Consider the following 16,809-nt stretch of genomic DNA (forward strand, 5'->3'; position numbering starts at 1 on the left):
TAATGAATATTTTACAAATAGTTACAGGTGGAATAGCAGCATACAAATCAGTTGACTTAGCTAGCAGTATAATTAAAGAAGGACATAATGTAAAGGTAGTAATGACGAAAAATGCTACGAAATTTGTTACTGAATTAACTTTTCAAACTATTACCAAAAATAAAGTTTATACTGATACTTTTGATGAATTAAATGAAGAAGAAATACAACATATTGATTTAATGAAATGGGCTGATAAAGTAATTATAGCTCCTGCTACTGCAAATATTATTGCTAAAATTGCTAATGGTATTGCTGATGATTTAGCTAGTACTTTAATATTGGCAGCTAGAGAATTTTCTAATATATATATAGCGCCAGCTATGAATACATTTATGTATGAAAATCCTATAACTCAAAGTAATATTTTCAAGTTACGCCAGTTAGGTTTTAACTTTATTGAACCTTCTCAAGGAATTTTGGCTTGCGGAGATATAGGGAAAGGAAAATTTCCAGAAAAAGAAGTTATCTTAGATATTATTTTAGAACCACAAGCATTAGCGGGGAAAAATGTCCTAGTTACAGCAGGGTCAACTAAGGAATATATAGATCCAGTTAGATATATTTCTAATCCATCTAGTGGAAAAATGGGAATAGCTATTGCAGAAGAATTTGCAAAAAAAGGAGCTACTGTTTATTTAGTAACTTCTGTAAATTATAAGTCAACATATAGAAATATAAATGTTATTAATGTAACTACAGCTAATGATATGTTTGAAGAAGTAAAAAAACTGTTTTCTATGTGTGATATTATTGTTAAATCAGCTGCGGTTTCAGATTATACCCCTTTAATCACTTATGATAGAAAAGTGAAGAAACAGCCAGGAAATATTGAAATAGAATTTAGACGAACAGAAGACATTTTATATTATCTAGGACAACATAAAAAAAATAATCAGATTTTAATAGGATTTGCTGCAGAAACTAATAATATAATTGAATATGCAAAAGGAAAAATTAAAAATAAAAATTTGGATTTAATTGTAGCTAACGATGTGTCTAAAAAGGATATAGGATTTGGTTCAGATAACAACGAAGTATATATAATAGATAAAGATGAAAATGTTGAAAAAATAGAAAAAACTAGTAAACAAAACATTGCAAAAATATTAGTTGATAAACTAATATAAGGGGATGATATATTGTACGCAGAAGTAATAGTTGATATAAAAAATAGTAACGTTGACAAAACATTTTATTATAAAATACCTGCTTCTTATAGTGATATTTTAGGTTATAGGGTAGATGTTCCGTTTGGAAGTAGGGTAGTTCAAGGATACGTTGTTAATGTATCAGATAGTATAGACCTTGAATCGAATAAATGTAAAGAAATAATAAGAATTAAAGATAGTTATGCTATATTAACAAAAGAATTAATTCTATTATCCAAAGTATTAGCTGATGAATTATATTGTACACAAATACAAGTAATCGAAGCAATGTTACCTACAATATTAAAGAATAAATATGTAGAGTATTATAAATTGTTAAACAATAATATAGATTATAAAAAATATTTTTCTAAAAATGGTTTAATTTCAAAAAAAGATTTAGAAAAAAAAATAGGGATAGAGAATATAGAACAATTATTATCTAAAAATGATATAAAATTAGTTAGCTTAGCTAAAAATCAATTAAAAGAAAAAACAGAAAAATATTATACATTAAATAGTCCATTAAAACTAGAAAAACTTACACCAAAGCAGAAAAAATTAGTGGACTTTCTTATGGAAAACAAAGAAGTAAAAGCTAGTGACATTAAGAATACTTTAAATATAGGAATATCAGTTATAAATAATCTGTTAAAACAAGATGTTATTGCTATAACTCACAAAGAATCTCAAAGTGATGAAGTTATCAAAGGTTACATAAATTCAAATATGTTAAATGAATATCAATTTGAAATTTTTGATAAAATAAATAATAGCTTATTAGATAACAATTTTCACGAATTTTTGTTACATGGAGTAACTGGATCAGGAAAAACAGAAATATATATTAATTTAGTTAAGTCTGCGCTAGATAACAACAAACAAGCCATAATATTGGTACCTGAAATTATTTTAACCCCCCAAATAGAGCAGAAATTTAAACAAGTTTTCGGAAATAATTTAGCCATACTTCATTCTAGATTAAATAAATCAGAAAAATATGCAGAATGGAAAAAGATAAAAGATGGAAAGGTTAGTATTTGTTTAGGTACACGTTCTGCTATATTTGCACCTTTTGAAAATTTAGGATTAATAGTAATAGACGAGGAGCATGAATCTACTTATAAACAGACTGAAACTCCTAAATATGATACACATGATATAGCAAATAAAAGGGCTTTTTACAATAAAGCAACATTAGTGTATGCTAGTGCTACACCTTCCGTTTCGTTATATTACAAGTTTAAAAATTTTAAACTTAACAATCTTCTTACACTAGATAAAAGATTTAATAATAAATATCCAACTGTAAAACTAACGCATTTAGAAAAAAAAGAAGACATAATAAGCAATGACTTACTTGAAAATATAAAAGAAAAAATTAGTAAAGATGAGCAAGTAATGTTACTTATTAATAAAAGAGGGTATACTAACTTTATAAATTGTTTTAATTGCGGTTATATTTACAAATGTAAAAATTGTGATATTAGTATGAATTATCATAAAAAAGGTAATTACTTACAGTGTCATTTTTGTGGCTATTCACAGAATATAAATGCTATAGAAAAATGTTGTAATAGTCCACAACTTGTATCGGGAAGTTATGGTATTCAACGTGTAGAAGAATATTTACAAGAACAAATACCTAATGCTATCATAACTAGAATGGATTCTGATACAACTAGAAATAAAGGTGCTCACGAAAAATTACTTACTGATTTTCAAAAAAAGAAAAGTAATATTCTTTTAGGAACACAAATGATTTCTAAAGGGTTAGATTTTCCTAATGTAACTTTAGTTGGTATTTTGGCTGTAGATAATTTAATATCTTTTCCAAGTTTTAAATCAAATGAAAAATTATTTCAACTTTTAGTTCAAACGGCAGGGAGAGCAGGTCGTAGCGATAAAGAAGGAACAGTAATTATTCAAACTAATATAGATAGTAATATAATTGATTATGCTATAAATAATGACTATCTTGAATTTTATAATTATGAGATTAATAGGAGAGAATTAATACAGTACCCACCGTATTCTAATATATCATTTATTACAATAAAAGGTCTTGATGAAAATAAAGTAATATTGGCATCCAAGTCAATTTATAATTTTTTAATTAAATATTATAATAGTTCTAAGATATTAGGACCTAATAAAAGTATTCTTTACAAAATTAATAATGAATATAAATATAATATAGCTGTAAAATTTCATAAAGATGAATATAAAAAGTTACATATAGCTTTGAAATATATTAATGATTATTTTAAAGATTTTTATAAAAAAGAACATATATCTATATCAATAGACGATTCAGCACAAGATTATATTTAAAAAAGTATAATAATTATTTGAAAAAGGTTTGATTATTAGAATTAGACCTTTTTTATTTATCATTGTTTTAAATTTAAATACTATATTTAAAATTAATTTTTTATAAACTATTTATGAAAAAGTATGAAACATTGATTATTAATGCTTATATGTAGTATAATTAAATAGATTGTATTGAAGTTAGGAGAGTCTAAAATGGAAAAGAGAAAAATTGTTTTTATGGGAACACCCGATTTTGCTGTTCCTATATTAGAAATGTTAATTGAAAATTATAATGTAGAATTGGTGATAACTCAACCTGATAAGAAAGTTGGAAGAAAAAAAATATTAACACCGTCACCAGTAAAACAACTAGCTTTGCAACATAATATTAGAATATTACAACCAGAAAAAATCTCAACAGATGAAGAAGTTTATAATGAATTAAAACAATTAAATGCTGATATTCTTATTACTGCAGCCTATGGTCAATTAGTACCAGAGAAAATTTTATTTTTGCCAAAATTTAAATCTATAAATGTTCACGGTTCATTATTGCCAAAATTACGAGGTGGAGCGCCTATTCAATATTCTTTATGGGAAGGACATAAAATAACAGGTATAACTATTATGTATATGGAAAAACGACTTGATGCTGGTGATATGTTAGCAAAAATAGAAGTACCTATTGAAGATAATGATAATTATAAATCATTACATGATAAATTATCACTAGCAGGACGTGATTTATTAAAGTATACTTTACCTAAGGTATTTAGTGAAGAAATTAGACCAGAAAAACAAGATGATAGTAAAGCTACTTTTGCTAAAAATATAACACGTGCAGATGAGAAAATTTCTTGGAATGAAAGTGCGAAACAAATATTTAATAAAGTAAGAGCATTAGATCCAAAACCAGGTGCATTTACTTACTTAGATAATAAAGTTTTAAAAATATGGAAAACAGAAGTAGCTAATATTAATGTATTAGATAAGGAAATAGGTGAAATAGTATGTCAAGATAAAGATAGCATATATGTTCAATGTGGAAATAATTCTGTTTTGAAAATTTTAGAATTACAATTATCAGGAAAGAATAGAATATCTACTAAAAACTTCTTATCTAACAAAAAAGATTATGTTGGAATTAAGCTAGGTGATATTAATGAGTAATAAAATTAATGCTAGAGAATATGCATTTAATATATTAAAAGATATTGTAATACATGATGCATACAGCAATATTGCCATTAACAAAGTATTTAATTCTAAGCAAGTAGATTTACAAGATAAAAAATTTGTAACAGAACTAGTATATGGAACTTTAAAAAATAAAATTTATTTAGAATATATATTAAAGCATTATTCTAAAGGACGTGTTAAACAAAATGTAAAAGTATTGTTAATAATGTCTATTTACCAAATTTTAAATATGGATAAAACTCCTAATTTTGCAACTGTAAACGAGGCAGTAAATATAGCTAAGAAGTCTATGGGATATCATACTAGTAAGTTTGTTAATGGTGTATTAAGAACAATTGTTAGATCATTTAATAAAGATGACCTACATTATAAAAATGAAAAACAACAATTTTGTATTGAGAATAGTTGTCCAGAAAAGTTATTTGGTATACTAGAAAATCAATACGGTTTAAAAACTACACAAGATATAATTTTATCGTTTAATAAAAAATCAGAAAATAGTATTCGTTACAATCCTATTAAAATTGATAAAGATAAATTGTTGAAATATTTTAAAGATAATAATATAAATGTTTTAGAAAGTAATGTATGTGAAGATTGTTTATTAATAAACTCTTTAAATTTAAATGATAAATATTTTGGACAAGGTATGTACACTATTCAAGATGAAGCTAGTTCATTAGTAGCTTGTGTAATAAATGAAGATTATAATAAAAAGTTAAATATTCTTGATGTTTGTGCAGCTCCAGGTGGAAAAAGTATCCACATTGCAAGTAAATATTTAAACTCTAATTTAACTTCTTGTGATAAATATATACATAAATTAGATTTAATTAATCAAAATATTAAACGCTTAGATGTAACAAATATTAATTTAATTAATCAAGACGCAACTAAATTGAATAAAAATTTTATTAATTCATTTGATGTTGTAGTTTGTGATGTTCCTTGTTCGGGTATAGGGGTAATAAAAAATAAACCTGAAATAAAATATAAAATAACTGATGATTATGTAAAAAATATTTCTAAATTACAATACAATATTTTAAAAACTAGTATCAATTATTTAAAACCGAATGGGTTATTAATATATTCTACTTGTACAATTGATAAACGTGAAAATGAAAATAATATTGAGAAATTTTTAGATGAACATTCTAATTTTAAATTAGAAAAAATAAATATTAATAGTGTTGTTAACGAGGAGCAAACGGGAATATTAAGAATACTCCCTAATGAATATAATTGTGATGGCTTTTTTATTGCTAAATTAAGAAAATTGGAGGAATAATGTTAATAACTGAATTAAAAAATTATAAAAAAAGTAGATGGCTTAAAGATTTTGACAAAATGTCAATATATTCTTTACGTTTAGATCAATTAGAAAATTACTTGTTATCTATCGGAGAAAAAAAGTTTCGTGCTAAACAAATTTTTGATTGGTTGTATAAAAAGAGAGTAACGAGTTTTGACGAAATGAAGAATATACCTAAAGCACTTCAAAATAAATTAGATTTAGAATTTAAAATTACAACACTCGAAACATTAATTAAACAAGAATCACAAGATGGCACTATGAAATTCCTTTTTGAATTGCAAGATAAATATACGATAGAAAGTGTTCTTATGCGTAATAAATATGGAAATTCTCTTTGTGTTACTACACAAGTAGGATGTAGGATAGGGTGCACGTTTTGTGCTTCTACATTAGGTGGATTAAAAAGGAATTTGGAAGCAGGAGAAATAGTAGCCCAAGTTTTGAAAGTTCAGAAAGAACTTGATAAAGTAGGAGAAAGAGTTTCTAGCATAGTTATAATGGGAATTGGGGAACCTTTTGAAAATTATGATGAGATGATGGATTTTATAAGAATAGTAAATTCTGATGAATCATTTAATATTGGAGCTCGTCATATAACGGTATCTACATCAGGTATTGTACCAAAAATCTATGATTTTGCTAATGAGAATATACAAATTAATTTTGCGGTATCATTGCATGCTCCAACTAATGAGTTACGTAGCAAAATTATGCCTGTAAATAGAGCTTACAATATTGATAAATTAATGGATGCATTAAAATACTATCAAAAAATAACTCGTCGTAGAATTACATTTGAATATGGACTAATGGGAATGGTAAATGATCAAACTGAACACGCAGAAAAACTTTCTGAAATAATAAAAGATTTGAATTGTCACGTTAATTTAATTCCTATTAATTACGTCCCAGAGCGTAACTACGTTCGTACAAGCAAAAAAGATATTTTTAATTTTGAAAAAATATTGAAAAAAAATAAAGTTAATGTGACTATTAGAAGAACACAAGGAGACGATATTGATGCTGCTTGTGGACAATTACGAGCTAAAGAAAGAAAAGAAGAGGTAAAAGGAGGTATTCCAGATGCCAGTAGTATATTCGTATAGTTATAATAAAGGCTTAAAAAAGAAAAAAAATGAAGATGCTATTAATATTGCAAAAAACGATGCTGGTAATTTAATTAGCATAGTTTGTGATGGAGTTAGTAGTCATCAAAACTCTTCTTTCTCTAGTAACTATATTGTAAAAGAATTAACTAAAAAATGGAAAAAATCATCTTTTAAAAGTTACGAAGATATGAAATATTGGATTTTGGACAATATAGTTCAATTAAACAAAGAAATTATTAATAAATCAAAAAAACAAAAACAAAAAATGGCTACTACGTTATTAGCAACTATAATTTATGAAAGTAAGGTGCTAGTAATTAACGTTGGAGATAGCTTAAGTTACGGACTAACGACTGATAAAGAAATGAAGTTGTTAGCTAAAGATGATTCTTTTGTAGGTGTACTTTTAGATGCTGGTGTAATTACTGTAGAAGAAGCAATCTCTCATCCTAAGAGGCATACACTAACCCAAGCAATAGGAGTTAATGAAGATATAGAAATACATATAAACGAAGAAGATATTGATGACTTTGAGTTTATACTAAATTGTTCAGACGGACTAACAACAATGCTTACAGATGAAGAAATTTCTAAAATTATATTTAATGAAGATTTATCAAACGCTGTAAATATGCTAATAGAAAAAGCGAATGAACAGGGCGGCGTTGATAATATATCTATATCATTATTTAAGATATTAAGAGGGGTACAAGATGATAGGTAGAATTATATGTGATAGATACAAAATTATAGATCATTTAGGTACAGGAGGAATGGCTACTGTTTGGCTAGCAGAAGACACGATATTAGAACGTCAAGTAGCTATTAAAACTTTTAAAATAGATTCTCATGATGAAGATGCTATAAAAAGATTTAATAGAGAAGCGAATGCTGTAACTAGTCTTTCTCATCCTAACATAGTATCTATATATGGTGTAGAAAACGAAGATAATTTTTATTATTTAATATTAGAGTATGTAGAAGGAATGACTCTAAAAGAATATATGTTACAAAATAAAAATATTCCTTTAGAAACAGTTATTCATATAATGAAACAAATTTCAGAAGGATTATCTCATGCTCATAAAAATGGAATAATTCATAGAGATATAAAACCACAAAATATCCTAATGACAAAAGATTTAACTTGTAAAATTACTGATTTCGGTATATCTAGAGCTTATGGAGATACTACGTTAACTCAAACTAATCAGATGTTAGGAACAGTTTATTACTTGTCTCCAGAGCAAGCACGAGGAAATGTTGCTACTGCGCAAAGTGATATTTATTCTTTAGGAATCCTTATGTTTGAACTTATAACTGGTAAAATACCATTTAAGGGTGAATCTGCAGTAGCGATAGCTTTAAAACATCTACAAGAAGAATTACCAGACATTGATAATTATCGTGAAGGAATACCTAGAAGTATAAAAAACGTTATTAAAAAAGCTACTATGAAAAATCCTAATGAAAGATATTTAAGTGCTAACGAGCTTAGAGAAGATTTAGAAACAGCATTAGATACTAGTAGACTAAATGAAACAGTTTATACAGGCTTTTCTAATGTAAATAATGATAATTTTGAACAAACTAGAGTACAACCGGTGTCTAAGCAATCAATATCTAGTCCAAAACCTAGAAACAATGTCGTAACACAAGAGAGTTCTGACGATAATAAAAAAAATGAAAAAAAACCTTCTACTTTTGGAAAGATACTAGCAGTAATTTTATTATTAATATTTATTACCGGAACTTCCGTATTTGCATACAATTATTTCATTGGAAGTAACAAAGTATCCGTTCCTGATGTGAAAAATTTAACTGTCCAAGAGGCTAGAACAGCAATTACAAAAGCAGAACTTACTGTTGGTGAAATCATTGAAGTTCCTAGTGATAATGTAGAAAGTGACAAAGTAATTAGTAGTGATCCATCTGCAGGGAAAAAAGCTACAAAAGGTAGCAAAGTTAACTTAAATGTTTCTTCTGGAAAATCAACTATAGAAGTACCAAATTATATCGGTATGAGTGAAGCACAAGTTAAAAATGCTCTTGAGAAAGTTGGGTTTAAAAATATAACTTTTGAAAGAAGTGATTCTAATACTTATGATGAAGGTAAGGTTATGGCACAAAGTATTGATGCTGGAAGAACAGTAGTACCGAAAGAAACATCAATTACTATTACTATATCGACAGGAGCTAAAAAGATAACAGCACCTAATTTGAAAGGAAAAACTTTATCAGAAGCGTACAAAATAGCTGATAATTTAGGAATCAATATTAAAGTAGAAAAATATGAATACTACTCTAATTTTGAAGAAAATCAAATTGCAGAACAACGAACTGCAGAAAATACAGAAATCAAAAAAGGGGATACTATTTCTGTTGTAGTATCTAAAGGCAAAGAGCCGTTGGTAAAAATTACAATGCCGAATTTTGTAGGAGGTACACTAAGATCTTTGCAATCATGGGCAGATACTAATAATGTTAGGTTAAGTATTTCTTATAATTCTAGTAGTACAAGAAGTGTTGGAACAGTATTATCTCAATCAATAAAATCAGGAGAAAGTATAAATCCAGAAAATACTAATCTATCAGTAACTGTATCAGGATCTGCCGAAGAAAATAGATAAAATAAATATAGTTAAGAAAGCTTGTTGGTTAATTTTTAATCACAAGCTTTCTGTAGATTATAATCGAAAGGGATATCATGAACGAAATAATATCTAAAAAGCTAAAATTATTGCCTAATAATCCAGGATGTTATATTTATAAAAATGAATTAGGTGAAGTAATTTATGTAGGAAAAGCTAAAAATTTAAAAAATAGAATTAAAAGCTACTTTACAGGAACACACAATAAAAAGACGCAATTATTGGTTAATAACATATACGATTTAGAATATATCCTTGTTAATTCGGAAAAAGAAGCATTGCTTTTAGAAAACAATTTAATAAAAAAGTATAAGCCACATTACAATATTCGTCTAAAAGATGATAAATCATATCCTTATTTGATGATAACAAAAGAAGAACATCCTAGAATAATTTTAACAAGAAAATATAAAAAAAATAGTGTTAACACATATTTTGGACCTTATGTAGATATAAAATCAGCTACACAATTAAAAAAAATAATCGACAAAATATATCCTTTAAGAAAATGCAATCCCATAGAAAAACGAGCTTGTACATATTATCAAATAGGTGAATGTATTGGTCCTTGTGCAAAAAAAATTACACAAGAAGAGTACAAGGAACAAATAAAAAATATTAAAAGTTTTTTGAATGGTAATACAAAAAATATTTTAATGCAGTTAGAAAACAAATTACAAGATTATATAAAAAATTTAGAATTTGAAAATGCTGCAACTATTCACGAATATATCCAAGCAATTAAAATATCAGTTGAAAATCAAAATATTTCTATGAATAAAAATATAGATAGAGATTATATAGGATACTATTATGATGAAAATTATCTATGTATACAAATATTTTTATCAAGAATGGGAAATATTATAGAGAGAAAAATAGAATATTATAATTTGTATACTGATTATACGGAAATTTTATATTCTTATATTATACAATACTACGCATTAAATATGGCACCAAAAGAAGTGTTTATTGAAGGTTTAGATATTAATTTGTTAACTGATTTAATAGGTATAAAATTTATAAGTCCCCAAAAGGGATATAATAAAAAAATTATAGATACATTAAAAAATAATGCAAAATATTATTTAGAAAATGATCTTCAAATTGAAGAAGAAAAGGAACAAAAACAAATACTAATGCTAAATGATTTAGCAAAAAAATTAGGAGTAGATTCCATAAGTAATATTGATGCATTTGATAATTCAAATATTATGGGACAAGATGCTGTTTCTGTAAAAGTCAATTTTTTAAATGGAAAGAAAAATACTTATGGCTACAGAAAATTTAAAGTAAAATATACAGAAGGTATCAATGATATAGAAACTATGAAAGAAGTTTTGTATAGAACTTATAAAAATAAAGATGCTAAGACGAACTTAATTATAGTTGATGGTGGGAAAAATCATGTAACTGCTGCAATAGATGTTGTTCACAATATGCTAGGTTTGGAAATAAAAATAATAGGATTGGCTAAAAATAATAACCATATAACTGAATATATAATTACAGATGATTATGAAATTATTAATCTAGATAAACGTTCTGAGCAATATTTATTTCTAAAAAGAATACAAGATGAAGTGCACAGATTTGCTATTACATATCATCGTAGTTTAAAAACTAAAAATATGTTTTCTTCGCCATTAGATAACATAAAAGGTATTGGTCCTAAAAGAAAAAAAATACTTTTAGAAACTTTTAATAGCATAGAAGAACTAAAAAATGCTAGTGTAGAAAAATTAAAATTACTAGGGATTCCTAGTGATACTATTTTAGAAATAAAAAATAAACTATAAAACTTTATATAATAATATTGAAAAAGCTATCATTTTTTTATTTAAAGTATTGTAATTATTTACAAATAATGAGATAATATGAGTATACTATTATTTTAAGGAGATATTAATTTTATGACAAAAATATTAGCAATTAATTCAGGTAGTTCATCTTTGAAATTCCAACTTTTTGAAATGCCAGAAGAAACTGTAATAGCTAAAGGTTTAGTAGAGAGAATAGGAATAGATAATGGTATCTTTACTATAGAATTTAATGGTGAAAAAGTGAAAGAAGAATTAGATATCCCTAATCACAATTTTGCTATAGAAAGACTTTTAAATAAACTTACAGAAATGAATATTGTTGAAAGTGTAGAAGAGATTGAAGGAGTTGGACATCGTGTGGTGCACGGTGGAGAGTTCTTTGACAAATCTGTTTTAGTTACTGATGAAGTATTAGAAAAATTAGATAGTATCCAAGATCTTGCACCACTGCATAACCCAGCTAATATAATGGGTGCTAAAGCGTTCCAAAAAATATTACCAAATGTTGAGAATGTTTTAACATTTGATACAGCATTCCATCAAACAATGCCTAAGTCTACTTATATGTATGCAGTTCCTAGAGAATATTATGAAAAATATGGAGTAAGAAAGTATGGAGCGCATGGTACTAGTCATAGATATATAGCTCAAATGGCTGCAGAAGTTACTGGTAAAGATATAAAAGATTTAAAAACAATTTCTTGTCATATAGGAAATGGTGCTTCTATTTGTGCTATTAAGAATGGAGAATCAATAGATACATCTATGGGATTCACTCCTTTATCTGGATTAGTTATGGGAACAAGAACTGGTGATATTGATCCAGCAACTATTCCATATATATCATTAAAAACGGGATTAGATTTAAAAGAAATAATTCATGTATTTAACCATGAATCAGGACTTAAAGGATTATCAGCTATTTCTTCAGACTTACGTGATGTAGAGGACGTTCGATTTACTGACAAGAATGCTGCTGAAGCAATTGATGTTTACGTAAACAGAATTAGAGAATATATTGGTTCTTATGTAGCTGCTATGAACGGAGTTGATGTTATAGTATTTACAGCTGGTGTTGGAGAGAATGCTACATGGGTTCGTGAAGAAGTTCTAGAAGGTTTAACATTCTTAGGATTAGAAGTAGATAAAGAGAAAAATAATGTTAGAGGAAAATTAACAGAAATAACTACACCAGAATCAAAAGTAAAAGCGTTTATCATCCCTACTAATGAAGAGTTGATGATTGCACGTGATACTTACGAATTAACAAAATAATTAAATTAATTATCTAACTAGACGGCTAAAAAGCCGTCTTTTTTATATAATAAAATTTTGTTGATTATCGTCAATAATATTCAATGTATTAATGAATCGATAATTATAAAAATTCTCTAATTATTATGTTAAATTAATATATTTTTTAAACATAACATTAGCAAATCTAAATGCAGTTTGTTATAATGTAGTATGGTATTAAATTTTAAAGGAGATTACTATGTCTGTACTAGATATTAAAAATTTAGAAGTATCAATTAACGATAAAAAGATATTAAAAGGTTTAGACCTAACTATAAATTCAGGAGAAATTCACGCTGTAATGGGACCTAACGGAGCAGGAAAATCTACTTTAGCTTCAGCAATAATGGGACATCCTAAATATGAAGTAGATGGTGGGAGTATTTTGTTAGACGGTGATGAAGTATTAGATATGGAAGTTGATGAGAGAGCTAAAGCTGGTTTATTTCTAGCAATGCAATATCCATCGGAAATTCCGGGAGTTCCTACATCTGAATTTATTAAATCAGCTATTAATTCTCGTAGAGAAGATAATATTCCTATTATGCAATTTATAAAGAAGTTGGATAAAACTATGGAATTTTTAGATATGGATTTAAAAATGTCGCAACGCTATGTAAATGACGGTTTTTCTGGTGGTGAGAAAAAACGTAATGAAATTTTACAAATGATGATGATTGAACCTAAATTTGCTATATTGGACGAAATAGATTCTGGATTGGATATTGATGCGTTGAAAGTTGTATCAAAAGGTGTAAACGAAATGCGTGGAGACAAATTTGGTTGTTTAATAATTACGCATTACCAAAGACTATTAGACTATATAACGCCTGATTATGTTCACGTATTAATGGACGGAAAAATTGTAAAATCTGGTGGTCCGGAATTAGCTCTTAGATTAGAAAAAGAAGGTTACGATTGGCTAAAAGAAGAGGTGTAAGATGGACAGCAATAAATTAAAAATTAGTATAAAAACTCTTAATAAAATGTCTAATGAACTTTCTGAAATGGAATCATACAGCTCATTACGTAGAAAAGCAATGTATGAAAATTATAATTTATCATATCCAAAACTACATTCCATGAATCTTGAAGAATGGAACTTGTTAGATTTTGATATAGATAATTTATTAAAAATAGATAAAACAGACTTTAATAAAGAAGACTATGCTAATGTTATAAATTTTGATGATAGTAGTATAGTTATAGTTCAAAAAAATAATAGTTTAAAATATGTTAATATACCTGAGCAATACAAAGATAAAATTATTATTACGGATATATTTGCTGCTATGAAAGGTGATAATAAATTAGTGGAAGTTTTTGGACAAATAGCTTCTCCAGTAAAAGATAAGTTGACATCTCAACATTATGTTCTGTTAAACTCTGGTATATATATTGAATTAGTAGATAATGCTATTGTTGATATACCTGTACAATATAACGTAATAATAGATAGTGATAAACATTCCTTCTATAATCATGTAGCAATAAATTCTGGAAAAAATTCTCAATTAAACTTTGTAGAAAATTATGTTTCATCTGTATCTAATAAGGCATTTAATATGATTACAGAAGTTTTAGCCAAAGAAAATTCTAATATAAATTATAGTTCAGTAACTAACTTTAATTCTACGCAACGTGGAACTATTATTAGAAATGGTCTAACAGAGAGAGCTGCTATATTAAATTGGAATATTGCTACTATGGATGAAGCTGATGTATTTTGTGATAATACAACTAATATAATAGGAGATGGCTCTGAAAGTAATTTAAAACTTGTTACTTTAGGAACTGGAAAACAAAAAATATATTTTAATAGTGAATTAGTTAATCAAGGATTAAATACTAATGGAGATATTTTGCAACATGGTGTGTTGTTAGATGAATCACATATAGTATTTAATGGAGTTGGTTTTATCGTAAAAGGGGCAAGTAAATCTAATGCTTATCAAAGTTCTAGGTTACTAACATTATCAAATAAAGCCAAGGCAGACGCTAATCCTATGCTTCTTATAGATGAAAATGATGTTGCTGCTGGACACGGAGCTTCTTTAGGTAAAATTGATGAAGAACAGATTTATTATCTAAATAGTAGGGGACTTAGCAGAAAAGAAGCAAGCAGACTTTTAGTACACGGATTTTTATCTCCAGTAATCGAGAAATTAAAAGTGGATAAAGTAAAAATAAAAACTATATCTCTTATAGATGAAAAAATAAATAAAGTGAGTGAGTAATATTGAATATCGAAAAAATTCGTCAACAATTTCCTATTTTAAATCGTAAAATTAATGAAAATAATTTAGTTTATTTAGATAATGCAGCAACGACACAAAAACCCGATTATGTAATAAATGCAATAACAGATTTTTATAAGAATTATAATGCAAATATTCATCGTTCTGTATATACTTTAGGTAATGAAGCAGAAACTATTTATACAGAATCAAAAAAAGTTGTTAAAGATTTTATAAATGCAGATTTTATAGAGGAAATTATTTATGGTAGTGGAACTACAGAATTATTAAACCTAGTTGCAAATATGTTGAATGATGAATTAAAAGAAGGAGATGAAATTATCTTGAGTTCATCAGAACATCACGCTAATTTTATTCCGTGGCAACAATTATCCAAACGTAAAAACTTAAAATTAAAAATTTTAGAAGTGGATAATGAAGGCTTTGTTAGTTTATGTGATTTAGAAAAAGCAATAACAGATAAAACTAGAATTATAACATTAACTTATGCATCAAATGTTTTAGGTGTAATAAATGATGTAGAAAAAATAAGTAAAATTATTAGAAAAAAAAATAAAAATATATATTATATACTAGATGCAGCACAAGCTGTTCCGCATCTAAAAATTGATGTAAAAAAAATTGATTGTGATTTTTTAGCATTTAGCGCTCATAAGATGTGTGGTCCTACTGGAATAGGTGTTTTATATAGTAAAAAAAATTTATTAGAACGTCTAAATCCTGTAAAATATGGTGGCGGAATGATTAGTATAGTTAATGATGTTGATTCTTCTTGGGCTGATTTACCTAACAAGTTTGAAGCTGGAACTCCTCTTTTAGCACAAGCTGCCGGACTTAAAGCTGCTATAGAATATTTAAATAATATAGGATTAGATAATATAGAAAAATATACCAAAGAATTAACTAAATACCTTGTAGATAAATTAAAAGATATTGAAGGAATAACTATTTATGGTCCACTAGATGTAGCAAATAGAGTGTCACTAGTAACATTTACTTTAGAAGGAGTTCATCCTCATGATTTAGCAAGTTTTTTAGATACTAAAGGTATTTGTATTAGGGCTGGGCATCAATGTACACAACCATTACTTAATAGATTAGAAGTATTTTCTGTAGCTAGAGTAAGTCTTTATTTTTATAATACTAAAGATGAGATTGATTTATTTATTAAAACACTAAAAGAAACTAAGGAGTTTTTTGATAATGAGCTTTTCTAACTTAAAAGATATGTATAAGCAAGTTATTTTGGATCATAGTAAATATCCTCATAATTATGGAGTAATAGATACAAATTACAAACTTGAAATGTTGAATCCATCTTGTGGCGATAAATTAACTATAAGTATGGATATTGAGAATGATATTATTAAAGATATAAAATTTGTAGGTAATGGATGTTCAATATCTATATCTTCGGCATCAATGATGACAGATGAATTAAAAAATTTAACAGTAGAAGATGCTAATAGAAAAATTAATAATTTTTTAAATATGATTATGGGAGTAGATTATGATGCTAATTTATTAGAAGATAGCATCTCTCTTGAAAATATTTCACAATTACCTGCAAGAGTAAAATGTGCAACGTTAGGTTGGAAAATTACAGAAAAAATATTGAAACAAAGGAGTGAGATTGTTGAATAAA

13 protein-coding genes are annotated in these 16,809 nt (G+C 26.7%); all 13 read left to right on the forward strand.

The genetic code is table 11. From position 1 onward, the window contains the following. Positions 1-2 precede the first annotated feature (2 nt). The 13 genes from coaBC to sufU all read left to right on the forward strand — a co-directional run bounded on the left by coaBC (position 3) and on the right by sufU (position 16,808). Positions 3-1,169 carry a bifunctional phosphopantothenoylcysteine decarboxylase/phosphopantothenate--cysteine ligase CoaBC gene (coaBC, locus tag AC1XWJ_RS01260; protein ID WP_483334012.1) on the forward strand — a complete coding sequence of 389 codons (1,167 nt, stop codon included), beginning with the start codon at positions 3-5 and terminating at the stop codon, positions 1,167-1,169. A gap of 12 nt (positions 1,170-1,181) precedes the next feature. Beyond that, entirely contained in the window at positions 1,182-3,524 is a 2,343-nt protein-coding gene (priA, locus tag AC1XWJ_RS01265) for a replication restart helicase PriA (protein WP_483334013.1), read from the forward strand. Positions 3,525-3,719: 195 nt separating this feature from the next. After that, positions 3,720-4,676, forward strand: a complete 957-nt coding sequence (gene fmt, locus AC1XWJ_RS01270; protein ID WP_483334014.1) for a methionyl-tRNA formyltransferase — start codon at positions 3,720-3,722, stop codon at positions 4,674-4,676. Next, positions 4,669-5,997 carry a 16S rRNA (cytosine(967)-C(5))-methyltransferase RsmB gene (gene rsmB / locus AC1XWJ_RS01275; protein WP_483334015.1) on the forward strand — a complete coding sequence of 443 codons (1,329 nt, stop codon included), beginning with the start codon at positions 4,669-4,671 and terminating at the stop codon, positions 5,995-5,997. Before fmt ends, rsmB begins: the two co-directional genes overlap by 8 nt. Then, positions 5,997-7,130 (forward strand): dual-specificity RNA methyltransferase RlmN, encoded by a 1,134-nt coding sequence (rlmN, locus tag AC1XWJ_RS01280; RefSeq protein WP_483334016.1) that lies wholly within the window; start codon positions 5,997-5,999, stop codon positions 7,128-7,130. Before rsmB ends, rlmN begins: the two co-directional genes overlap by 1 nt. Beyond that, positions 7,108-7,857, forward strand: coding sequence for a protein phosphatase 2C domain-containing protein (locus AC1XWJ_RS01285; protein WP_483334017.1), 750 nt, complete (start codon positions 7,108-7,110; stop codon positions 7,855-7,857). The genes rlmN and AC1XWJ_RS01285 overlap by 23 nt, the downstream gene beginning before the upstream one ends. Further along, positions 7,847-9,763: a Stk1 family PASTA domain-containing Ser/Thr kinase gene (pknB, locus tag AC1XWJ_RS01290; RefSeq protein ID WP_483334018.1), complete on the forward strand. Its 1,917-nt coding sequence runs from the start codon at positions 7,847-7,849 to the stop codon at positions 9,761-9,763. The genes AC1XWJ_RS01285 and pknB overlap by 11 nt, the downstream gene beginning before the upstream one ends. Before the next feature lie 77 nt (positions 9,764-9,840). Further along, positions 9,841-11,586 carry an excinuclease ABC subunit UvrC gene (uvrC, locus tag AC1XWJ_RS01295; protein WP_483334019.1) on the forward strand — a complete coding sequence of 582 codons (1,746 nt, stop codon included), beginning with the start codon at positions 9,841-9,843 and terminating at the stop codon, positions 11,584-11,586. A gap of 114 nt (positions 11,587-11,700) precedes the next feature. Beyond that, positions 11,701-12,885: an acetate/propionate family kinase gene (locus AC1XWJ_RS01300; RefSeq protein WP_483334020.1), complete on the forward strand. Its 1,185-nt coding sequence runs from the start codon at positions 11,701-11,703 to the stop codon at positions 12,883-12,885. 220 nt (positions 12,886-13,105) lie between these two features. Further along, the gene (gene sufC, locus AC1XWJ_RS01305; RefSeq protein WP_483334021.1) at positions 13,106-13,846 is read left to right on the forward strand and encodes a Fe-S cluster assembly ATPase SufC; all 741 of its coding nucleotides are present in this window, start codon (positions 13,106-13,108) and stop codon (positions 13,844-13,846) included. 1 nt (position 13,847) lies between these two features. Beyond that, positions 13,848-15,143, forward strand: a complete 1,296-nt coding sequence (sufD, locus tag AC1XWJ_RS01310; RefSeq protein WP_483334022.1) for a Fe-S cluster assembly protein SufD — start codon at positions 13,848-13,850, stop codon at positions 15,141-15,143. Positions 15,144-15,145: 2 nt separating this feature from the next. Then, entirely contained in the window at positions 15,146-16,381 is a 1,236-nt protein-coding gene (locus AC1XWJ_RS01315; protein WP_483334023.1) for an aminotransferase class V-fold PLP-dependent enzyme, read from the forward strand. After that, positions 16,368-16,808, forward strand: coding sequence for a Fe-S cluster assembly sulfur transfer protein SufU (gene sufU / locus AC1XWJ_RS01320; RefSeq protein ID WP_483334024.1), 441 nt, complete (start codon positions 16,368-16,370; stop codon positions 16,806-16,808). Before AC1XWJ_RS01315 ends, sufU begins: the two co-directional genes overlap by 14 nt. Position 16,809 lies beyond the last annotated feature (1 nt).

It is taken from the genome of Gemelliphila sp. 1F1, from assembly GCF_056897515.1.